The following is a 22,086-nucleotide window of genomic DNA, read 5'->3' as shown; positions in this document are numbered from 1 at the left end:
CATTTTTTGGAGCTTTGCATGTTTAGTGCTGGTGCACGCACTCACAGTATTCTCATGGTCTTTGCGCTGGGGATTTTCTTCTTGTTCTCCTCCCCACAGCAAAGCTGGTCCACAGAACTTCCAGAAATCACGTTCTATACCAACGGGCAGGCCACCACACCACAGCTCGCACTCTGGTATGGGATTTCCAAAGGGGAACTTGACGACCTTTGCACCATCCACATCAAACAGTGGAAAGACATGAATCATCTCCGCGGGCTTGTTCTCGCCGGAAAGGGAGACCTGTGGCTCGGTCACGTTGACGCATTCTCACAGGCTGCACGACGGGGCGCGCCTGTTTCCCTGCTCGCCGTCACAGGCTGGCGAAAATTCTTTTTTCTGTCTGGCAACAGCTCACTCAGAACGCTGACTGACCTCCAGAAACTCCCGGCCAAAACACGCGTGCACTCTGCTCCTCCTGATTCCCCTGCGGTCCCAGTTCTCCAAAGCCTTGCTCAGAGTACAGAAAGCCTGCCTGCGTTCAGCTACACACCACACCCAGGGCGAGCGCTTGCGCTTGATGCCATCAAGCACCCGGAACAGCTTTACCTTTTACCTGAGCCACTGGTCACCGTGCTTTTACTCAAGGCTCCACAGCTCCACGTCGTTGGGAGCGTCGAAGAGCTGTACGCCTCTGCAACGGGCAAAGAGCCATTCCTTCCGTGGGCTGGCCTCGCCATGAACACCGCAAGCATGGCAAAGCACCCTCGCATTGCGGCTCGGATTTTACACATTGTTGATAAATCTACAGCCAAGCTCCAGCCCACCCCAGAAAAGGCACTGACGGCGCTCCCCAAAGAATTTGGGCGCTTTGTTTCTCCCAAAATCATTGCGGCATCGCTTTCACGTGACATTCTACGGGCAAAGAGTGGCCAGGCGGCTCGTACTGACATCGAGGATCTGGAACGCTTGACGGCTCGGGGTATGCAGCTCCCGGCTCTTCCTTCATCCTTTTTTTACCCACCTGTGGAAAACTAACGCATGGCACAGCCTTCTTCCATTTTAAGCTCACGAAGCCAAATCATGCACAAAAGCCTTCCTCGGCTTTGCGCTCTTTTTGTGCTTCTCGCAGGGTGGACGCTTGCCTCCCAGTTGGCTGGCGAACTTCTTGTGCCGGGACCATTAACAGTTTTCCAGCACCTCACAGCACTTTCTGTTCTGCCTGACTTTTGGGAGACCCTGCTTATTACAGCATGGCGTCTTGCGCTTGGACTTGGGCTTGCCACTGGTGCAGCGCTTCTTCTTGGGCTTGCTGCTGGTGCCTCTCCACATATATTGCGTTTCAGCTCTCCGTTTATTTCCACAATCCAGTCCTGTCCGCCTGTGGTGTGGCTTACCCTCCTTATGGTCTGGGCGGGCACAGGGACCATCATACCTGTGGGAGTGCTTTTTGCGGCTCTTTTCCCACCCCTCTTCATTACAGTTACGCAGGGGCGGCTTTCTTTGGACCGCCGTCTTCTTGCCATGGCCAAGGTCTATGCAATCCCCAAGCACCGCCAGCTTGTCCAGCTCATCATCCCTGGAACCTTTCCCCATCTCGTCTCAGGACTATCCCATGCCCTGACAGCGGGCTGGAAAGCTGTTGCTGTCGCGGAATTTCTTGGAGCAGGCACGGGGATTGGTGCCAAAATGTTTTGGGCCTATCGCATGCTCGACATGGAAGAGCTTTTTGCATGGACACTGGTCCTCATCTTTTTGGGAGCCTGTGTAGAGCTTGGACCAGTGAGCCAGCTTCGGAGCTGGGCACAAAAGTATACCTCACGCACACGAGACCAGCACAATGATTAAGCTTGAATCTGTTAGCCTCAGCTATGCGGACACATGCGTTGTGGACGACCTTTCACTGCACATCCATTCTGGAGAACTTTTTGTTCTGCATGGACCGTCTGGCATCGGAAAGACGAGCCTTCTTGAGCTTGCGGCTGGGGTAAGTGCTCCGAACTCAGGACGAGTTCTACATGCGGGAAAGACGCGAGCTGTAGCGTTTCAGGATGACGCTCTTGTTCCATGGCTTTCAGCTCGTGATAATCTTCTGTTTGCGTTAAGTGGACGCTTTTCACTCCAAAAACGTCAGCAGCAGGCCGACCAGGCTCTCGCCCGCTTTGAGCTTCCGCCCAAAGCTCTCCCCCCAGAAATGAGCGGCGGAATGCGCAGAAGGCTCAACCTCGCCCGTGCGTTTTCGGCCGAGGCAGATATGCTCTTTCTCGACGAACCGTTCGCATTCCTGAATGAACGCTGGCACACGGAAATCAAAAACGAACTGGCGCAATGCTGCGCGCGGGGAGGCGCGGCCTTCGTTGTCACTCACGACCTCGCGCCACTGCTCGGAACACCCGCAACGTTTGCAAAAATATCCGCTGCGCCAGTCTCCCCGGCTACCCTGCACTTCGAAAATGACACACCGTAACCGCAAGAAGCCTTGCGCTTTGAAATAAAAAGTCGCACACTCAAAATCAGAGAGGCGAGAAAATATCTATTTCTTAAAACATTTCGCTTGACCAGCACTACGGGTTGGTTTAAACACCTCTTCGCAACACGCCAGCGTAGCTCAGTCGGTAGAGCAACTGATTCGTAATCAGTAGGTCGTGTGTTCAATTCACATCGCTGGCTCCAGAGAATTCAAGGGTCTACAAACTCCATGTTTGTAGACCCTTTCTTGTTTTGCCATTCTCCCCCCATTTTACCCCCACTTTAATCGTGACGTAACGTGAATTTCTGCACCCTCATCTGTGTACTGTTACGTAAAAGGTCATCGCCTTCACCATCCCTTTCGACACGCCCTCAAATGCCTTTCCTACCAATTTTGGTCGATAAGTTTTTATTTAAAATCAAATTGTTTTTATATTTCCAAAGAGGTAATGCACATCCCCTGTCAGGACTATAAAATTAGGCGCCAAAACATTTTGTATGCCATATCTTTCTGAAAAAATTGAATTCAAGGAACCTGAAGGCTCTTTTGAGAGTTCAACAATATACATCTCACCATCAATCTATCTGGCCAACAAAATCAAAGAATTCGAAGGCCCCCTTGTCAGGGGCGGCCTAGGGCTCTTACTCCACCCCAAAGATAGCGACTTCTCGACACTCAAAAATACAGAATAAGTACGACTCATTATCCCCAAAAAAGATATAAATTTATACAAAGCATAGCTCACGGGCTGAATTCCCTGTCGAGCCAAGGGCTGAAACTTCACAGTGAGTTCTGCCCAGCGAATCAGCGCTCGCGTTGAGAATGTCAGTTCGATGCTGTGCTCTGAATTTTCACCGTTCCCCATAAACAGCTTCCGGACTTCACCTGCAAAATCCACCATCGCGGACCGAATTGTTTCCGGAAGCCGGGGTGCAACTTTTTGTAACAGTGACAGCTCCGCATCCGCTGGCGGGTAGCCCAATTCGCAAAGCCAAAATCGATCCATAAACGCGATATTTTGTCGCAAGGTTCCCTGGTACAAACCAGTCTCATCTGCCCCACCGTTGGTATTTGCCGTTGCAACAAATCGAAACATGGGATGCGGGATGATCATTTCACCGCCGTTGTCTGAAATGCACAACGGACTCCCATCAAGCACGCTATTCAGTCCTGCAGCCGTTGCCGGATCAAGCAAATCCAACTCATTGATAAGCACAAGCCCCCCATACTTCATGGCGAGGGCAAGCGGACCGTACTCGTAACGCATTGACCCGTTATCGAGACTCAGGTGTCCCAGAAGTTCCGGGAACTCAAGCCGACTATGGCCGGTCACTTCAAAGACTGGATAGTGAAGCTTTGCTGCAAGCTGCCGAATGAGACTGGTCTTGCCACTCCCCGTGGGGCCAAACACATACAGAGGTTCTGGTGGACTCATGAACCAAACGACAATGTCACGCATGGCGTCATGATAGATAAACTCAGGATGAATGGCAGGCGTATAGCTTGTCGCTTTTGCATAGCCTTTGACCGTTGTCCCAGAACGCTTCCCACTAAACACCTCTCCGGCATCCATATCGACCGAAACCAACGACTCAAGTTCTTTGTGTGAATGCATAGACTCTCCTTTAAAGACAAAAAAGCCTCCCGACACATGTCAGGAGGCGTAGCTCTGGGCAAAAATCCCAGCATCTTCAAAGAAGTAATATATAACTCAAATATTTTGAAAAACACTCATCTCTTAGCTCTATAGTATAGAAGTTAATTCAGACACTTTTCTACATTCTCTACACCACACATATCATGCATAAAGCACCATTTCACACCTAACAATCTCTCCATCTTTTTCCATCCCCTCTCTGTAGGTAAATTATAATATCTAATCTATCTTCTTTAGATTACTCATATAGTCTCACAAGAATTTTCAACTCTACATCAGCATAGTCCAATTAAATAATATCATTCATCAGATAATCATCTAAGAAACAATTCACCTCATAAACAAAGGAGAAATCCATGAGATGCTTTGAAGAATTCAAAGAATACAGGATACTGGGTAGTCGAGATAAAGACCAAGCGTGTAGATCAGATATCTTGGAAAGAATGTTGTCTCTCCTTGAAGAGTATGAAGAGCGCCACGGTAAAGTCTTCATCATGAGAATGGATGTTCGATATCCACAAAATTACTTTCTCAACTCCAAAGATAGGCACATGCCTCAATTCATCGCTCACTTGACAAAAAACTTGTCACGCAAGGGACTCGATCCGAAATACATTTGGGTTAGAGAGCAGTCTCGGGAAAAACACCAGCACTACCATGTTGCACTAATATTGAATGGGAACCTTATCCAGTCTCCATATAAAGTTTTCAACAAAGCTGAAGAGCTTTGGGCACGAGCATTAGGTTTAGACTCAGCGAAAGGACTCATATCCTACTGCAACAAATGGCGAACAGGTAAAAAGGGTTCATGCTCGTATATGCTAAGGCGAGGAGCAAAGGACTACGAAGAAGTTAAAAGAGATGTATTCTATAGATTAAGTTACTTGGCAAAAGAAAACACCAAAGGAAACGCACCTCGAAGGATCAGAGAGTTTGGCACATCAAGAAGACGGTCATGAGGAACAATAAAAAAATATACGAGAGAACTCACAGTATAAGAGAAAAGATACGGGATCATTTCTCACACATCACAAGGCCCTAGGGATTCAACCTTAAGGGCCTTTCCTTTTACTTTAGGAGATTATCGTGGGTATTCGACTTTTTGCAAAGAAAGATGAGTTTTGGAATGGTTCAAACTGCCTTGGTTCTTCCCTTGAGGGTGTCATGAGCCTTATTCACGTTAAAGAACTTCGTTTTGAAAACGGGAGAGTTGTTGAAACGAAGGAGCTTCCCATTACGACGACTCAGGCTGAAAATGGATATGCGCTGAGCTATGAATTCCTTCTTGAATCAGACTTTGGCCTCAAGAGCTTTTCGGTCTTGGGTGAGGGAGGAATCAAAGCGTTCTTGGACTACCAGTCCATGCTGAGGAAAGAAGGTTTTGAACTCAATCAGGTTAAGACGTTGATTCGCCTCATGCCTGGATACAATTTCCGGTGCTGGAATTTCACAATCGCTGATTAAACTAAAAAGGGAGAGGTGAAAGCCTCTCCCCAACAATTCAAACCATGCAAAATCTCAAAAAGATTCCGTTCACATCCACCCCGAGTAACACCTGAAAGCCTATTGAATATACTCATTTTAAGTAGTACTTCACAAATTTACCGATTAACATTTAAGTTCTTCCCCTGAAAAGCAACTAGACACCCACAGGAGAAATAAATGCTCTCATTCAAAAACAAAATCAAATCTATCAAGACACCTAAGTTACGATCAAAACAGACCGAAGAAGACACAGACAAGGAAACGGCCTCACATTTGACTTCTCTAAAGAATCATAGCCAGTCTCTCGTGGGCAACGTACGTGAAAAAACGCAAAAAAAGATAGATTCAGTTTCGGAGTCTATTGGCAACCTTGAAGTAGAAAAATTCAAAGATATTAATTTCTACAAAGACAACAGCATAGAATTATTCGAAAGAGGAACAGACAAAATAGTCAGTAGTTTCAACAATAAATTCGATGTCGATAAAGACACACAACAAATGATTGATGAAATCAAAGACACACTTCCTCAGCCAGCTTCAGACATGAGTGATATCTTTGAGAAATGTAAAAAAGAAGCATTACAGCGGGCAATTTCATCCTTCTGCCTCGGCCCTATCGTCAATGGGCTGGATAATAAACTTGAGGCTCGCTTCGACAACTTGTCAGATTCATATCAAGATTTTAATTCTGCTCACAATGTAAGATCTCACGAAAATTTTCATAAAATGCAGCAAGAAAGACAAGATGCGAAAGACAGCATGATGTATCTGGATGATGGGTATAATAGTTCCAACCTATTAGACCCTTTTGATTCAGATATTGAGCATGTGATTTCTGCAAAGTCGACCTATGACAGTGTCCTGCTAAGAGCAGCAACAACCAATGAAGAAATAAAAGATTGTATAAATGACACTGACAATCTTGTTTTTGCAGATTCTTCATTGAATAGAGCAAAAGGCTCAAAAGATTTAATGGAATTCTTAGATGAAAGAGGCGTGGAAGATGAGCTTGACCCAGACATTGTCAACATCGAAATTAATGGAAAAACTCGATCTGTAAAAAAAGAAGATGCCAAAGAAGCCTATTCTAAAGCCAAAGGAGCTTCCCAAAAGCAAACCCTTCAAGCAGTAGCGACTATTGGTTCGACCGCAGTTGAATCAGGTGCAAAACTTGCTGTTCAGCAAGTCGTTGGCCTAATCGTTTATGAAACAATCGATATTTTTGTCGATGAACTAAAGAACATTGCTCATGATGGAAATATCTTCAATCGAGATTTTAAACAAAACATCTGCGAACGGTCTGTCACGATCAAAGATAAATTAGCAAACCGCTTTAACGAACACAATATTATCGAACGAGCTAAAAAGCTTGGTGTTGAAAGTGGAGTTGCAGGAGCTCTCAGTGTCATACCTCAAATTTTAACCTCGATGCTTTTAAAAACACCTGCCTTTATCATTTCTTTAATTCGAGAATCAACTTTATCAACCGTTCGATGTGTAAAAGTTCTTATGGATAAAAAAGTTGACAGCTACGAAGGAATCAAAACAATAATGATTGGAACGGCTTCATCAGTCTTAGGTATTTATATTAACAGAGCTCTCTCATCAGGCTTAGCCGGTGTCCCTTTATTAAATAAATTCAATAAAAACACCACAGATGTCCTTACAGGTGTATTCGTTACAGGAATTCCATTAACCGCTATCTATGTATTTGATAAGAACAAAAGCAAATTTGCATTTGCAATTCGATAGACTTCAAAAAAAGACCTAATACAAAAGTGACATTTAAATACGTATCCTATGCTCCTTGACTTCAGCACCTAGCATCCTCAATTTATGGATGCTAGGTGTATTTATTCAACGCAGCCCCCATCCTTTTCTTAATATGCTCTCGACACTCCAAAGGCTCCAAACACTCCATATGTTCCCCGAATGAAAGCACCCAAGATTCTAATTCAAGCTTACTCGCTGTCTTAAAACTTAATGTAAACGAACCATCCTGTTCTTTCTCATATAACATATTCTCTCCCCACACTCGCTCTTCAACATAAATTTTAACAAACCTATCGTATCGTACTTTTACATCAATCGCCGGGCCATAGTTCAAGCCATAAAGACACTTTCTTTCTGGCTCAACCCCATTCTTAAAGCGATCCTTACAAAGTTCAGCATTGCATATTCTACAAACAGCAAAACTTCTTCTCTTGCGCTCAGGTGAACGGGGATCATCATATACAGCGTCTAGGTACAGTGCATTGTTTTGAACAATTATATCCACTGGCATAATTTTATATCCAACAGCACGATCACTATTTATTTTTTTGTAATCAATATGCACCCATCTTTGCAAAGAGAGAGAATCAAACAGCACATCTAAAATTTTAGACTTATCTGAATAATCAACCCTTCCTTTAAAGGAGTGCCGCATTTTCGAACCCACAACATGCTCAGAATCTCGGGACATATTTTGATAATACTTTCGAAGCCCTTTCCAAGCTTTTTCTTGTCTCCCTCCGAACAGCAGCTCCGAACACATATCAGTACAGAACTGGACAGCTTGGACTTCATCGGGATCAAGAATCCTGTCCTGCCACACCACTCTTTTTTCTAATCGATACTTATTTACCCCCTTATCTTTTTCAATATTCACATAACCTTGATCTTTTAAAAAATTCAAAATTTCATTCAGCGTACTTTTACTAATTCCAAGTTCCCTAGTCATATCTGAGCATAAAGCGCTCCCCCCTATAAACGATAAGTACTCTAAAATATTGAAAACTTTTTCAACTCGTGTACTTTTTTTACTCATTGTTTTGCCTTGTCCGGAAAATCCGGAAGTTGCCCTTGTACTCTCTTTTTCAAACGCAAAAGGAGTACATAATGGATTATTCAGAAGAAACTATACACGTTCGCAAACTGTGCATGCAGCAAGGTTACCAGTACTTGGTTTACAGCGATGGATACTATTGTTTTTATAAAAATCTGAGCTTTAAACACTTCGAAGAAAAAAGCATCCAAGATCTCACCGTTATGGTTGTCGAAGGAAAAGAGTTTGAGAAGTTTACCCGCGCAGTCTGCGAAGTCAGCAGCTTTTTTGTCCATGGTAAATTTGAACCTGGCCCCCGCTTTCTGTACCGGCTCCCCAAAATGCTTAAGAACTAGCCCTCTTCTATAACTTACATTTCAAGAAAAGGGCTTTGCTCCCCATACCCTGTGACAAAAACATATTTTTTGGCACGAGTTGCAGCAACATGGAGCAAGGCCCGCTCTTTATTCAAAATAGAAACTTTCACCATAGGATCATCCGTTGTTAACGCCGCATTAGGGATCATATCCGCATTTGCTCCTGCAATAATCATTGCATCAAATTCCAATCCCTTAACTCGATGCATTGTAGCAAGTCTGACCCCTTGTTTTTTCCTTTCATCGATTGCGGTGCCAAGTATCCTATACGTTGGAACCCCTCTTTCATTCAGCATCGTTCCATAAGAATCTACAACGGAGTTTGTTCGAGCGACAACACATAAAGATTCTTGTGCTAATCCATTTGCTTTCAAAGCAGAAATAAGCTCAACAACCCCTTCAACTTCTTTCTCTACATTTTCAAAACGTCGGATACAGGGATTTTCACCATGCAACAAAGATGTATACTGTTCGAACCTATCCTCTCCTCCATCAAGATCATCCACAGAAACACCTTGAAGCACAGAAATTGCCCAAGTTTTTATTTCATCCGTTGTGCGATAATTAATTTTTAACTTTTTAGACCGCCCGCGCACTTCAATTCCACATCGTCCTAGGACAACAGGTCGCCCATAAATACGCTGATGCGCATCACCCGTAATAAATATATCATTCGGATGTTCATCGACCATTGTTCTCAGAAGCTTAAAAGCCTGAGAACTCATGTCTTGAGCTTCGTCGACAATGACGTGATTAAACGGCTTTTTCCCCATGTGTTGTAATAGGCCACACGCATCTCGCATTGCATCGGCAGGCTCCCGTATTCCACGCTCATTTTGCAAAACTCGATACTCTTCAAAAACAGGCCAGACGAGTTTTCGCTCTTTTCGCCCCATGCGAATACCTCGGCCTGTTCGAGAGACTTTGAAGTACTCTTTAAGAGTCAATACTTCCTCGGGTTGAATAATGTTCGCCCATTCTTCCCTAAAGAATTTTTCATCAAACTTGGAGTCAAGACTGTCAGACCGTGATTCAAAAGCTTTTCGCCACAGCTCATCTGCCTGCTTTCCATAATCAATGGTGAACCTGTAATTATTCCTTTGCAGGAACTCGTTGACCCATCGATCAAGATTCACGACTTCAACATGCGCCATCTGTCCATCAAGACAAATAGCCGCAAGATTATTCGCGATGTCTGTCGCCAAATTTTTAGTAAACGTCGTAACGAGTATTTTCTGATCTGCTGTACATCGATTCTCAGCAAGCCACTTCGCTCTGTGCAAGGCAACAACTGTCTTCCCCGTCCCTGCGCCTCCAAGAAGACGGACAGGCCCATTCCAATCTCGCTGAACTATTTTTCTCTGCGATGGGTGCAAGAAAACTCGCCATTTCTCTAACGGAGCATCCAAAGCTGCTTTGAGTTCTTTTTCAGAAGGGCCAACATAAAATTTCTGCTGAGAATACGGGTTTATCAGTGCCTTTTCAAAATCACTGGTATCAACACGTTCCTGTTCACCACGCAGTTCATCAACCAAAAGAAGCACATCTTCCAATGGCTCCCCGTCTGCCAAAAAAGTCAGCGCTTCAAAGCAGTCACGCGGAACCTCATCTTCAGCTTCAATCAAGTCAATTTTTTGCTGCATTCTATGGATCTTGGGAAGCAGCGCCTTAGGAACTCCAAGCTTGAGCAAATGTCTGTCCCGAACATTTGCAAAAAGCCCCGTTTGGGTCTCCTCTGGAGCCCTCTCATTTGCTATGGTCTGCTCATCAACGGTATACAGCTGAATGGCACCTGTCTCAGGGTTAATTTCACACACTCTATTCTGTGCCCAGCGGTATGCCTCATCATGGGTGTCTGCCCAAAGCAACAAAAGAACAGAACCTGACTCAGATTTTTTCAAAATTGCACGGCTCGCTTTGTCAATTCGTGCAGAATAGAGGTTCTTGTCGCGGCACATCGTAAGCTTTTCGAGATTTGCCCCCTGCCCCAAGGGATTCCTTTTAAACTTCAGCAAAAAACGAAACGCCTTTTCCCGAGAATCCACAGGGAGCTTTGAGCAACTCTCAATAAAATTATCAGCAATAGCCACTTGAACATCCTGATTCATAACAGTCATCTCGTTACCCAACCTCACGTTCAATAAATTTCAAGCACTTATCCCGATCATCTGCCACAACAAGTTTCCACCCAAGAGTTTCGCCACGAGAAAGAACTCCAGCATACTCTTGAGACAGCACACCAACTTTTTGATCTGGCCATGCCAACTCTATTTCACCAATGACACATTCATTATCCACCAGCTCTATCCCAACCTCTGGCGCTCTACAGCCTTGAGATTGCACATCGCGAGCAAGAGGCTCATATGCATCGTCAATAAGCTCAAAAACCTCTTTCCACCCAAGTTCTTCACTCAAATCGCCAGAACGAGGCTCAGGTGTTAATTCTGCAAAGTCATCAAACAAGCCATCCATAAGCCCCGACTGAACAACCATCGCCGATCGAGTGCAAAACTGAAACACATTAGCCGCACGCAAATAGCCTTGCCACGCAGAGTGGAAAGGCTGAGATTCCCGGAGTTCTGGCTTATCGTCCAAATACAGCGCGACAGAAAAATCATTTATCGCATTTTCTGTACTCTCTCCCCTTCGCCATGAGCTAACGACTTCAATACCATCCGCTGAAAAATGCCCCGCAAATTTCGCCCCGCCTAGCACTGCACAATCCATTAAATTCGTGGGGAAAAATTGACACACATCCGCAGCGAGAGAATCAACCTTCGGCGTTGTCATTGAACACTGAATATATTTTTCTGCCAGCACCTTCCATCGCGCATCATCAGGGTGCTCTAGGATCTCACACAACATTTTGAAGCTGGACTTCTCATCAAGAAGATCATCGTTCGAAAGCTTCGGCTCATAAGAGCTCCACATGTCAGTCTTCCATCCCAAGCCCCCTGAGAGATGGACATAGTCTGGAGCATTTCGAACCTTGCCCCCAAAAACGTGCTCCACATCGTCGTAACTCAACGACCAAACATGGTATGCACCGCTACGCAGCAAGGCCATACGCTGCTGCATATCCACTCCAAGCCGCTCCTTGTGCCAGCGGAATCCATCTGTAAAAACCACAAGAGGCTTCGCCCGGCCGTCACTCCTCGCAAGGCTCAATACAAAGTCAGCACGACACGGGACGCTAACGCCCTCCGTGTCACCAAGCTCAACCTGTTGCTCAATGTTCCAGCACGTCTCGCCAAACTCGAGGAAAAAGCCTTCGCGCCCGTGGATGACCTGCCGCTGAAGAACAACCTTTCTTTCTGGACTATTCTGTCGCCGAAGTGCCTCGATAAAACGAAGTTCAAGCTGAGACTCAAAAAGTGCTCCAAGCGAAACCGAACGTAACTCTGAGGTTTCAACCAGAGCGTCTTGGTGCTTCAAAATTCCAGACAAAACACGCATGGCGCTTGTCTTAGAAATCGATCGCATCTGCGAACTATTTCCGTACGCCAGCAAGCAGCGATAGCAGCCGTCACGCTCTGGCTTTTCACTACACGGACACTGTTGCATATGCCGCAAAGCTTTTTCGAGAATTTCAATAATCAGCTTATCCTGAACTATTTCTTTCAGGTAACCAGTCCCTCCAGGAACAGAATCATAAATAACCAGATAATGCTTTCTCAGCTTGCCTTCCTGCTCATCAGGTTCCGTGTGCAAAGTGCTTTTCAAATGGCTAATTTGCCCGCCAAAATGAAGTTTAAGTCCAAGGTTAAACGCCGCGATAAAAGATTCCATATCGACCGAGGAATGCTCTGCTCCGGTAAACGGCAAAAGGACCTTAATCGCCTCAGACTGAAAATCCCGGTAGAGGTACACGCAGTCGAGGACCTTTTCTTTATTTTTAGAATCACGAGCAGGGCATCCCCAGGCATGGAGTTCCCGCTTTTCTTTTTTTTCAAGCAGGCGCCCACACTGCTCACAGATTCTGAACCCCTGCTTTGGCTTATCGTCTCCGGCGACGAACAGCCCGTCCTCTTCATCTGCGTATTCCCCAAAATTGATTTCACGGAAATTTGCTCGCGACAAAAAGGCATACCCAAATGCCGTTTCCGAAGAATCAATTTTCCAAGCTGCACTCACATCCGCAGGATCATAATCAACTAAAAGTTGACGCACATAAAAATTAGGCGTCCGGGATTCAGAGTCATCAACAACACGACTCTTCCGTTCTGCTGTTGTCGCAAAAACCTGAGACATTTTCAGCATATCTCGACGCTGCCCGGAATCTGCAAAAAGTTCGCAGCCACAGCGCGGGCATGGCCCTGTTTTTTCTGATGTCACTCGCTCTGTGTATGAGCACTCAGGACAAAGCCGCCAAGCCTCCAGCTTGGACGTACCAATATCGACCTGATCAATCACGACCTGCCGCTTCCCTGCATAAAACTTATTGCCAAGGGCAAATTCGGTAATCGCGCTCTGCGCAGCACGCTCATACTCGAAGCTACTGACATCAAACTCTTTTTGAGAATCTCCGTCCTTATTCGCCTGTTCCTTTTTCCGATAAACAATGGAGTGAAGCGTTACGCCCTGCTCAGGAAACGCGTAGTTTGGAATCAAGCCTTCATCCGTCAGGAAATTAAAGACATTCTTCTGCCCAATCTGTGAGGCAAGCTTTCTGAGTGCAGTAATTTCCTGCTTCAATTCATCCATGCGGACATCTGTCTTCTCGCCCTTTGCCGGATTCTTCTCAATCCGCTTGAGCATTTGTGATGTACGGGAAGCCCTGTCTCGCAGCGAGTTTCGCTCCTTATAAACCCGCCCCAGTCCTTCAAGTATTCTGAACCCCAAAGAGGACTGCACGCTCCCTTCATCAATGTCTTCAAGCGTCCCAAGGATGAAATGCTTCAAGTAGTCTTCAGAATCAGATGTCAACTGCCCTTCAAACAACGCGACAAAATCAGCATAGAGTTCCGTGGCATTGTTCTCGACATAGCGCAAAAAGTTGTACGGAAAAGCCAACTCATTCCGCTTCTCATAAGCAGTAAGCGCAGACACAAGCTTTGCAGGAATATCTTTCTCTGTGATGCCAGTAAGCACCCATCGATCAAGGCAAAACGCTGTCAGCTGCCGTTCAAGGACTGCGGAAGCATTCAGAAAAACGCCCGGAGTCTGAACATCACCACACATCATCAACTGCGGCTGCTCAAAAAAGTACAAATCGTGTGCCTTGGCACCTGCGATGGTCAAGTTGAGAGCATTCCCATCCTTACGCCCAGCACGTCCAACTCGCTGCAAGTAGCTCGCCTGAGACGGCGGAACAGAGCATTGAATCGTGCTTGAAAGATTGCCAATATCAATACCCATCTCAAGGGTTGGCGTGCAGGAAAGCAGATTAGGAGCATCAGGCTGAACGTCATTCCCTGCGCGAAAAGCTGTCTCAATGCTTTCACGCTCATCACGGGTCAAAAGCCCCGTATGCTCAGCCGTATACAAGCGTTGCAGGTCTCCCTCGCAATACAGCCGACCGAAATAGTCCTCAGAACACGTCTTCGAGACAGCATACTGCCCTTTGCATCCATATCGCTGGCATGGTGCCCCATTCCACGACTCCTGCACTCCGGCAGGCACAGTCAGCTCGCTTCCACAATGCGAGCATTTTATGCGTACAGGCCGTGTTGTCAGGAGAATTTCCTGAGGATTGAGCATCCAGACACGTGGTTTTGAACCCGCTACCGGAAGCTCACGTCGAATCACAATCCCGGCTTTTTCCAGTTCCTCAAAGCAGACATCATACAGGGTCCCAATCAGGCTATTCCCAAGTCCCAAAAGGTCTGGAAACGCTTTTAGTGCCCAGTCAATACACCACGAGCTTTTCCCAAGGCTCACCACCTGCTCAAAATTCCTCGCTCCAGCGTACGAAGTCAGCAACTTTGGCAGCTTATTTCGCGTGCTCAGGTATGGCATCCACGGATATATAAACCCTGAAATTCGTTTTTCATCACCGCGAGACTCAATGTAGCTGTCAAAGCCTCTGGTATCTCGAAAAACGGAACCATTATGCCGCATATGCGATGCCAGCCCCAAAAGGAAACGCCGTACATCTTCCGAATGAACATCCCGCAGCCGCTCGACTTCGTTTTGCAAGCGAAGGGTTAACGCAGGCAGAACCCCGTCCACTGCCTCGGGCCGCAGCATGGGAACAGAAGCCTGTGTTTTTTCCAGAGTTCGCCCAATGCGAGAACTCATAGTGAACTCTGACCAAATCTCCCAGCTCAGCCGCTTCTCAACAAAATTCAACAGTTCTGAACCCTTTGCGAGATGTCCCTGCTTCATCAGCCGGTCATAGTCGTAACGCCACTCCATGCTCGGATGTATAAAATTCGCCACAAAGCGCTGAACATTCCGCCCAAGCCGCTTTTCCCAATACTCAGTGAAAAGTTGAGGGAACTCTGCCAAATTCGGAGTGCTCCCCAGGGACTGGAGACACTGCTGTATGGCCGTCCGAAGCGTTACGCCATAGGTTCGTGCCCCAAAAAATCCCGCACGGTGCGCGGCATCCTGCACGTTGTCCGAAAAAGTGATGAGCTTCTTGTCGTCGTTATAATGCGAGCCATAAAGCATGGAAATCAACGCACTGGTCAGCGTTGCTGCACGGCTTCCCATAAGCAGCATACTATTCTTGGCCCGGCATATCGGGCACTCTTTGGAAGACTCATGAGGAACAAAAACCCGAATAACGTTGCTTGAGTGGCAGGAGGAGCAACAGCCCTCACTTGTTGATAGTCCAAGTGCTCGGCAGTCTCCACACATATACAAAATTGAACCGTCCACATGAGGCAGAGCCTTGTGGGTCGCCTCTGCATCTTCCTTGCTTTCGGCAAAGTCCGGGAAAAACATCCGGTACTCTTTGCCCAGCTTACCGGGACGAAAAAAGGCCTTATATAACGGTTTAAGCCCAGTATGATACTGCTTGTTCTGCAAATCCGTCAGGGCTATCCATCCCGCGGCGCCGCATTCTCGGCAGTAGACAAGCGGCAAGTAACGCATCTCACTCTGTTCTGGCAGGTCCGCAGCAAAGCGCAACGTCGGTTGCGATTTGAGCATCTCATCGCGCCGCTTCACACTTACGACCATATTGGCCATCTCGCGCAACCACATCTGCACACGAACATTCATAAGCGGCATGACAAGCGTTTCGCTCTTTTCTCCGAGGGGCGTCACTTCCCTTCGAGCATGACTCACCAAGGACAACAAGCTCAGCAGGATATCTTCAACATAGTCACCGGGAGCTTTTCGCAAGGTATGGGCAAAAGAGAGAACAAGTTCTCTGAGTTCCTCCACATCCCGAATTTCCCCACCAAGGCCACGCACAAGATTCTGGAAAAACAAATGCTTTTTCAGGAGACTCCCAAGCTCAACACGAAAGGCATCACTCTGAATTTCATCTCCGGACGGCTCCAGTCCAAACCACAGTTCTACCTGTGCGGCAATATACTCAAGGGGAGAATGAAAGTGCTCAGGATTCAGCTCGTCTTTTTTCTCCAGTGCGGGATGCATCGCATATTCAATGAGTCCCCCGCCCAAGAACTCCGCAGCACTGACGCGCTCTTCCTCAATCACTGCTGATCGCTCAAAAGCTTCGCCAAAAATATCCTGTGCATATGAAAGCAAGGGTTCTGCGCTTCCCGTCCCAAGAGTTGCCGAGGTTCCAATACAGCACAGCCCATGCTCTGGTGTTGCGAGCCGGGCTTTGAGCCGCCGAATCAGACATGCGAGGTCTGTTCCCTGCGCACCATCAAAGGTATGCAGCTCATCAACCACCAGATAGCGAAGCGTCTCAGGACCATTATGCTCCCACAAAGGGCGGTCCTGATGCCGCACGAGCAGGTAGTCGAGCATCTTGTAGTTGGTAAGCAGGATATCAGGAGGATTCTGGCGTAATGTTGCCTTATCCGTAATGACATGATCTTCGCCCATGGTTTTTGCGGGATTCTCTTCCTGTTGCCCAACATAGAGACCAGCACGAACCTGCCCCACGAGGGCTGGTGTCCCGGAAATCATCCGGGCAATACGTCCAGCCTGATCGGTTGCCAGTGCATTCATGGGATAGATCAAAATAGCCTTCACGCCGGGATGACCTGCATTTTTACGACAATGCTCAAGTATGGGGTACAGGAAACACTCGGTTTTACCCGATCCCGTGCCGGTTGCAATGAGCGTTGATTCCGGCTCTTCCCCACTCAGCCGGGCAAAAGCCTTTTCCTGATGCTTGTATGGCGGAAACCGAAGCTTGAGTTCCGGGAAGACATCTCTCCCGTGCTCTCCCTCCAGAAAAGGTAAACCAAGAGAAACATATGGGCCACGAAACGGCGTCCCGTTTTCGATAAATTCATCAAGAAGCCCTGCAAAATACGGTGATGACAACTGAAAGCTTGTTTTCAAAAAATCATCAAGACCATGTCGAATCTCGTGCGCGACGACTGCTGGAAGCATGTTTTCCCTCTCTCCCGTGATAACTGTTTAGTACGTGGAAACCTGTTCTGAGATCTGTTCGCCAACTGCTTCGCGTTCTTCAAAGGCGTTCCATGCAGTCTGATAATCGATCTCTCTATTGCAGCGCACAAAAGGCGCAACGTATTCCACGACACGGCTCACAGGGCCACCCGGCAGAGTGTCATCCTCACGAGTCTCGCGAATAATTCCCTTCCTGAGTCCCTTCACGTCTTCCCAGCCAAGGGCGATATTTTCCTGCACCCCCTCAGGTGTCTCCAGTGTAAAGTTCAGCTCCTTCTTCTTTGCCTTGCGGGGCAAACCAACACCCGTCAGTCCCTTGGACGCGGTAAACACAATACGACCACGCGCGTCGTACCATGTATCAGCCTCATACTGCCGCATGACCGGGAACTGAACACGGTATATGGTCTTGAGTTCATCCAGCGTAAGCCCAAGGGCCTGCGCCACAAGCACATCGATCTCGACGAGTGCCTGCCGCCGGGCATAATCACTTCGTAAGGCCACATTTCGATTCCACGTCGGTCCAAGCTGCGAGAAAAAGGTCGGAGAAAGGCGACTGTCTGGCTTGGTCCACTGGTCGTGACGCATCTCAGGTTCATAGCACTCAGCCCATAAATCCGCATAAGCAGCGGTCAGGCATGTGAGGGAAAGGGCGCGATAACGAGCTGCAGGGACATCCCAAACAGGCAATTGGGCAATCAGTGTTGTATTGGCATGCCCCATTCCTGTTGTTTTGACTCGAAAATCAACAGGAAGAGAAATTGCGGCGGCTAAGAAATCGACACATTGTCGATGAATTTTAAAAACAGTGGCAATACAGGTATTTATATGCCCGGCCCCTCGAGGCAAAATGGTCCCCAGTAGTGTCCGCTCACCACTCTGCGAAAGCATCTCTCGATTCACAAATCGATAATACTCAGTCACAGGCTTGTGCTCGCCCCACGGGACACACGGGGTGCGCTCAAGATATGTCTGGGCATCACAGGCCGGGACGTAGTTCGTACGGGGCAGGTAATCGTCTGGCAGGCTTGTGAGATCAAGAATGTCGTAGTGTGAATTCTGGGAACACACAGCCCGCGGAGTCTTGTAGAGCGGATTCCCCACAAAAAAATGCGGGCCAGACAGAATCAACTGCGAGGCTTCACAGGGAAAACACGTCTTCCGTTGCATTGTCCCATCTTTCTGGGCATTCGTTTCATGCCACATTTCGAGGGAAACATAATCGCCCTTCAAATCTCCAAGACGCTGAGGCTGAACGGCAAACTTTCGCAGAACACCAATCAACTCCTGCGCATGAAGTGCTGGCAAACGAGCCTCTCGAGGAGGAGTTCCCTTCGCATCATACAGCGAAGCAAAAAGCGCTAACTCTTCATCTGTAATTTCAAGGATTCGATCTTTATGCCCTTCGACATTCCACGAATTCTGAGTATTTTTGATGCCGGGGACAGGACCCTCCCCATTATGAGCAAAAGAATCATAAATAGTCTTAGGATGATAGAAGTTCACGCCACTTAAAAATTTTACTCCACTCCTCTCCATTTTCCCAGTACAGTAAATATTTATACTATAATTTTTCTCATCATGAACTTCTTTAAAAAGTTTCAACTCATTCACAAATTGAAAATGATGCCTTAACCTCGGATAGACTTCTCGCCGGAAAGCCCCGCCCTTTGGATCATCATAGATACCCTCAGGGTGTAAAAATCCAGCAACGCCATCTTTCCGGGCTATCATCCATGACTGCGGCAAAAAGCACTTATATAAATTCGTCTGAATCTTTTTTAATGCCGGATAATTCTGCATTGCATTCAGGAAATTTTGGCTTGCAGTAGCATCAACATATTCAGTGAAATAGTCATGCGTCAGGCTATAGCGTTCAAGCGTCTCCTCTCGAAGAGCGGCCCGGCGAGGTGCGCTAAACTTACGCAAAACAAATTCCGGTTCATGGTCACCCATGATGCCGCCTTCATTCCACTCGACCTTGAGCCACGGGGGATTCCCCAGCACCAAATCAAAGCCGTGGTACTCCTGAAAAATGTCCGCAAACTCAAGCTCCCAATGCAAGAAGCGATACCGACGCGCAATCTTTTGCGTCAGGGACAGGTTCGGCGACAGCTCGCACAGCCTGTCCACGTCCACGAGGCCAAGCCTGCGGTCAAAGGGCACTTCAACGTCACTCTGCTCAGGGCCAAAGCCCGGCAAAAACATTGTGCCGTCACTCTCGGTCGTGCACACAAAGCTCTCGCCCAAAAGGATTTCCGACATGTTGCACAAAAACTCGGAGCGAGTCGGAAGCTGGTCCGCAGCCTCAATGGGCCAGAACCACAACGCACACCAGTAGTCCATTGCCAGCTTGAGGCGCTTGTACGGTGAGGCGTGGCGGATACCCTCAGCCATTTGCTCAAGATGCAAAATACGGTCTTTCTGCTGTACTGTGGAAAGCTGTTCTGTCTGAACATCCGTATCCTGCCCCCACACATGAATCGCATCTTTGGTCTGCTCACGAAGCTTGGCCTGCGTCTTGGCGTGAGCGGTCCACAAACGGTCTACCGCGTCGGACAGCTCCATAAGCTGGAAAATTTCCTCGTCACTAAAGGGCTTGCAAAACGCTTTCTTCCACGTTTTGAAGCTCGCAATAGCTTCCGGCGCAAGCTGGCGAATCACTTTGTCCTTGTATTCCGCCATGCCCAAATCTGGCACAAGGAAATGATATACGTGATCAGACTTCCGTTCCTCACCCGGCTCAACCCGCACAGGAGCTTCATTCTTCCACGGTCTCTCTGCTCCACGCCGAAGTGAGCTCACAGGCCAGACCTGCCGCCGGGCACCAACAAGAGAGTTGCCACATATGAGCTGATTTCCAAACCACGGGACAAGCCCTTCGCTCGAAATCGTGTTGAGCCAAAGGCTGACTTCGGCCAGCTCCACGGCGACCGGGTTGAGGTCCACGCCAAAGGTATTGTTATCCGAGATGTACATTTTGACGCGCTGAAGCTCGCGAGTGTATTTCTCGACAGAAATACGACCCCCGCATTCTTCCTGCTTTTGCTCAAGGTACAGCTCCGAAAGCTGGTTCACAGCTTCGTTCAGGAATGCCGCAGAACCCATTGCAGGCTCGCAAATGCGAAGCTCAAGCAATTCATCTGCACTCTTTCCCTGCACAAGTTCTTTCAGGGCATACTTCACCAGACACTGCGTCAAAACCTGTGGCGTATAATATGATGCGGATTTCTCCCGATCTCGCCCAGCAAGACGATATATAAATGTTCCCTGCGGGTAACGCTTTGGCTCTCCATCTTCCATCACGATTTCGTCACGGGAGTATTTCTCCAGATCACCAAGCGGAACAAAATACGCCGTTTCCAGCTCGTCAGGGTTCTCCTTGGCCCGCTTCACTTCATAGAGGTCAGTTTTTGCAAAAAAGCCACGGTATGACAGAAGCGCTTCATAAACAGCACCAAGCTGGTGGATACCAAGCTGAGCGTAGAAAATTCTGCCTCGGCGCCTTCGGTTTCTGCTGGGACGCGACAGGGACATCAATTCGATGACGCGCTGTAAGACGCAGTTTCGGAAGCTCACTTTTTCTAGCGTGGGAGTCTGCGCAGGATCAAACAGATGGGACTTGAGCGGCGCAATCACGAAACCACGATGTGGACCGGCTTCATCATCTGCCAGCGCAGCCTGCCGCTCCTCCAAGCCCCCAAAGGGATACCCCTCCCAAATCATACGGAACAGCAAAGACAGGCTTTCGTGCAAATAGGTTCCGTTTTGCGCTTCCTCGGATTCCAAATTCATCTTTTCCAAATCACGCAGCGACTCAAGGCTATACGCGGTTCGGTAGGCACTGCTTTTCAACGAAACATAGCCAAGATCAGGACGAGCTTCGATGTAAAAGAGGAACAGAATACGATACATGTAGCGCAAACACTCAATGGACAGATCTTTCTCAAGGTTTCGTTCGTGAATGCCCTCATGCTGCTGCCGAAGAGAATACACCGCTTCATTTGCCAAAAGCTCAATGGATTCACGCAGGGCATACTTGAGGTCCTGCGACACACCAAAGGCATGGCGATGAGAATTTTCATCAAGCGTATCAATAAGTGCCATTCCAGAAGCAGGACACAGTGACTCGCGGCCAAGAAATGCAGCCATTGCAAAAAGTGTTGAGTCGTCGCGGCGGTCAAAAATATCTGGCAAGTGAAAACGCAGGATGCGCTTTTGATTCCACTTTGTTCGGTCAACCAAAATGACCTGATAGGCGGAGAAAAGAATGACAAAACGCGGAGGCTCTTCCCGGCTAAAAATCCCCTTGTTCAAGAGTTCCTCAAAACTCTGCTCCAAGACGTCATCCGCGGGCCGCTGCTCCTCGTACTGTGCCATGAGTGGATGCAAACTCAACGGATCAATGCCTTCACACGACTCATCAATCGCCTGCACAACCCACAGCTCAGCCGCACCACTTTTCTTGCAGACTTCGCCAAGCACGGGCAGAAATTCCCCGCCGTCCAGTTCCTTTTCCTGTGGATTGAGTTCATAGCCCAGAGCAGAGAAAAACTCGCGAGCAAAACGCATTCGGGACACAAGCGCGTCATCAGTTCTCTTGCGTGACAAATCACGGCGGAACGTAAAATAGGCTTGGGCAACAGATCGCAAGGTCTTTACCGGAGACTCCACTCCCTCCTCTTTTTCACGCTGATTCCACTGCTGCCTGAGTCCCTTGAGATCATTTTCCAAAACTTCCGAGATGTAGTGGTTTGTATAAAACTCATTCTCGTTATTGATTCCGGTCAAATCCATTGCCACG

The 22,086-nt window shown here is 47.6% G+C and carries 12 protein-coding genes and 1 tRNA gene; 8 read left to right on the top strand and 5 right to left on the bottom strand.

Annotated features, from left to right (window positions below; genetic code table 11):
• The first annotated feature begins 18 nt into the window (after positions 1 to 18).
• From B5D23_RS04635 to B5D23_RS04620, 4 genes are all read left to right on the top strand, one after another.
• Positions 19 to 1,017 carry a substrate-binding domain-containing protein gene (locus B5D23_RS04635; RefSeq protein WP_078684239.1) on the top strand — a complete coding sequence of 333 codons (999 nt, stop codon included), beginning with the start codon at positions 19 to 21 and terminating at the stop codon, positions 1,015 to 1,017.
• Positions 1,018 to 1,062: 45 nt separating this feature from the next.
• A complete protein-coding gene (locus B5D23_RS04630) occupies positions 1,063 to 1,827 on the top strand; it encodes an ABC transporter permease (protein ID WP_159445913.1) in 765 nt (254 codons plus the stop codon).
• Positions 1,820 to 2,446, top strand: a complete 627-nt coding sequence (locus B5D23_RS04625) for an ATP-binding cassette domain-containing protein (RefSeq protein WP_078684237.1) — start codon at positions 1,820 to 1,822, stop codon at positions 2,444 to 2,446. Before B5D23_RS04630 ends, B5D23_RS04625 begins: the two co-directional genes overlap by 8 nt.
• Before the next feature lie 130 nt (positions 2,447 to 2,576).
• A tRNA-Thr gene (locus B5D23_RS04620) sits at positions 2,577 to 2,652 on the top strand.
• A 377-nt stretch (positions 2,653 to 3,029) separates the two neighbouring features.
• Here B5D23_RS04620 and B5D23_RS04615 read toward each other — a convergent pair.
• Complete coding sequence (locus tag B5D23_RS04615; RefSeq protein WP_078684236.1) at positions 3,030 to 4,064, bottom strand: AAA family ATPase; 1,035 nt, start codon at positions 4,062 to 4,064, stop codon at positions 3,030 to 3,032.
• Between the two features lie 398 nt (positions 4,065 to 4,462).
• Between B5D23_RS04615 and B5D23_RS04610 the strand changes: the two genes are divergently transcribed.
• The 3 genes from B5D23_RS04610 (at position 4,463) to B5D23_RS04600 (ending at position 7,343) form a co-directional block, all read left to right on the top strand.
• Positions 4,463 to 5,065 carry a YagK/YfjJ domain-containing protein gene (locus tag B5D23_RS04610; protein WP_078684235.1) on the top strand — a complete coding sequence of 201 codons (603 nt, stop codon included), beginning with the start codon at positions 4,463 to 4,465 and terminating at the stop codon, positions 5,063 to 5,065.
• A 127-nt stretch (positions 5,066 to 5,192) separates the two neighbouring features.
• Entirely contained in the window at positions 5,193 to 5,570 is a 378-nt protein-coding gene (locus B5D23_RS04605) for a hypothetical protein (protein WP_078684234.1), read from the top strand.
• A gap of 198 nt (positions 5,571 to 5,768) precedes the next feature.
• Entirely contained in the window at positions 5,769 to 7,343 is a 1,575-nt protein-coding gene (locus B5D23_RS04600; protein WP_078684233.1) for a hypothetical protein, read from the top strand.
• A 91-nt stretch (positions 7,344 to 7,434) separates the two neighbouring features.
• Here B5D23_RS04600 and B5D23_RS04595 read toward each other — a convergent pair whose 3' ends face one another.
• Positions 7,435 to 8,400, bottom strand: a complete 966-nt coding sequence (locus B5D23_RS04595; protein WP_078684232.1) for a helix-turn-helix transcriptional regulator — start codon at positions 8,398 to 8,400, stop codon at positions 7,435 to 7,437.
• Between the two features lie 71 nt (positions 8,401 to 8,471).
• On the opposite strand from B5D23_RS04595, the gene B5D23_RS04590 reads away from it, so the two are divergent.
• Positions 8,472 to 8,753 (top strand): hypothetical protein, encoded by a 282-nt coding sequence (locus B5D23_RS04590; RefSeq protein WP_078684231.1) that lies wholly within the window; start codon positions 8,472 to 8,474, stop codon positions 8,751 to 8,753.
• 14 nt (positions 8,754 to 8,767) lie between these two features.
• Here B5D23_RS04590 and B5D23_RS04585 read toward each other — a convergent pair whose 3' ends face one another.
• The 3 genes from B5D23_RS04585 to B5D23_RS04575 are packed head-to-tail and all read right to left on the bottom strand — an operon-like array spanning position 8,768 to position 22,079.
• On the bottom strand, positions 8,768 to 10,882 hold the full coding sequence (locus B5D23_RS04585) for a UvrD-helicase domain-containing protein (RefSeq protein WP_144012538.1): 2,115 nt from the start codon (positions 10,880 to 10,882) through the stop codon (positions 8,768 to 8,770).
• Between the two features lie 13 nt (positions 10,883 to 10,895).
• Entirely contained in the window at positions 10,896 to 17,261 is a 6,366-nt protein-coding gene (locus tag B5D23_RS04580) for a DEAD/DEAH box helicase (protein ID WP_078684229.1), read from the bottom strand.
• Positions 17,262 to 17,288: 27 nt separating this feature from the next.
• Positions 17,289 to 22,079 (bottom strand): Eco57I restriction-modification methylase domain-containing protein, encoded by a 4,791-nt coding sequence (locus tag B5D23_RS04575; RefSeq protein ID WP_078684320.1) that lies wholly within the window; start codon positions 22,077 to 22,079, stop codon positions 17,289 to 17,291.
• Positions 22,080 to 22,086 lie beyond the last annotated feature (7 nt).

Origin of the sequence: Desulfobaculum bizertense DSM 18034 (assembly GCF_900167065.1) — a bacterium.
In the GTDB taxonomy this organism is placed as follows: Bacteria; Desulfobacterota; Desulfovibrionia; order Desulfovibrionales; family Desulfovibrionaceae; genus Desulfobaculum; species Desulfobaculum bizertense.
Note: the sequence above shows the minus strand (reverse complement) of the source record. Positions and strands in the feature narration are given on the sequence as shown.

Bases quoted from the DNA above. Each gene is read 5' to 3' on its own strand.
- B5D23_RS04635 (WP_078684239.1), top strand. From the start codon at position 19: ATGTTTAGTGCTGGTGCACGCACTCACAGTATTCTCATGGTCTTTGCG.
- B5D23_RS04630 (WP_159445913.1), top strand. From the start codon at position 1,063: ATGCACAAAAGCCTTCCTCGGCTTTGCGCTCTTTTTGTGCTTCTCGCA.
- B5D23_RS04625 (WP_078684237.1), top strand. From the start codon at position 1,820: ATGATTAAGCTTGAATCTGTTAGCCTCAGCTATGCGGACACATGCGTT.
- B5D23_RS04615 (WP_078684236.1), bottom strand. From the start codon at position 4,064: ATGCATTCACACAAAGAACTTGAGTCGTTGGTTTCGGTCGATATGGAT.
- B5D23_RS04610 (WP_078684235.1), top strand. From the start codon at position 4,463: ATGAGATGCTTTGAAGAATTCAAAGAATACAGGATACTGGGTAGTCGA.
- B5D23_RS04600 (WP_078684233.1), top strand. From the start codon at position 5,769: ATGCTCTCATTCAAAAACAAAATCAAATCTATCAAGACACCTAAGTTA.
- B5D23_RS04595 (WP_078684232.1), bottom strand. From the start codon at position 8,400: ATGAGTAAAAAAAGTACACGAGTTGAAAAAGTTTTCAATATTTTAGAG.
- B5D23_RS04590 (WP_078684231.1), top strand. From the start codon at position 8,472: ATGGATTATTCAGAAGAAACTATACACGTTCGCAAACTGTGCATGCAG.
- B5D23_RS04585 (WP_144012538.1), bottom strand. From the start codon at position 10,882: ATGAATCAGGATGTTCAAGTGGCTATTGCTGATAATTTTATTGAGAGT.
- B5D23_RS04580 (WP_078684229.1), bottom strand. From the start codon at position 17,261: ATGCTTCCAGCAGTCGTCGCGCACGAGATTCGACATGGTCTTGATGAT.
- B5D23_RS04575 (WP_078684320.1), bottom strand. From the start codon at position 22,079: ATGGATTTGACCGGAATCAATAACGAGAATGAGTTTTATACAAACCAC.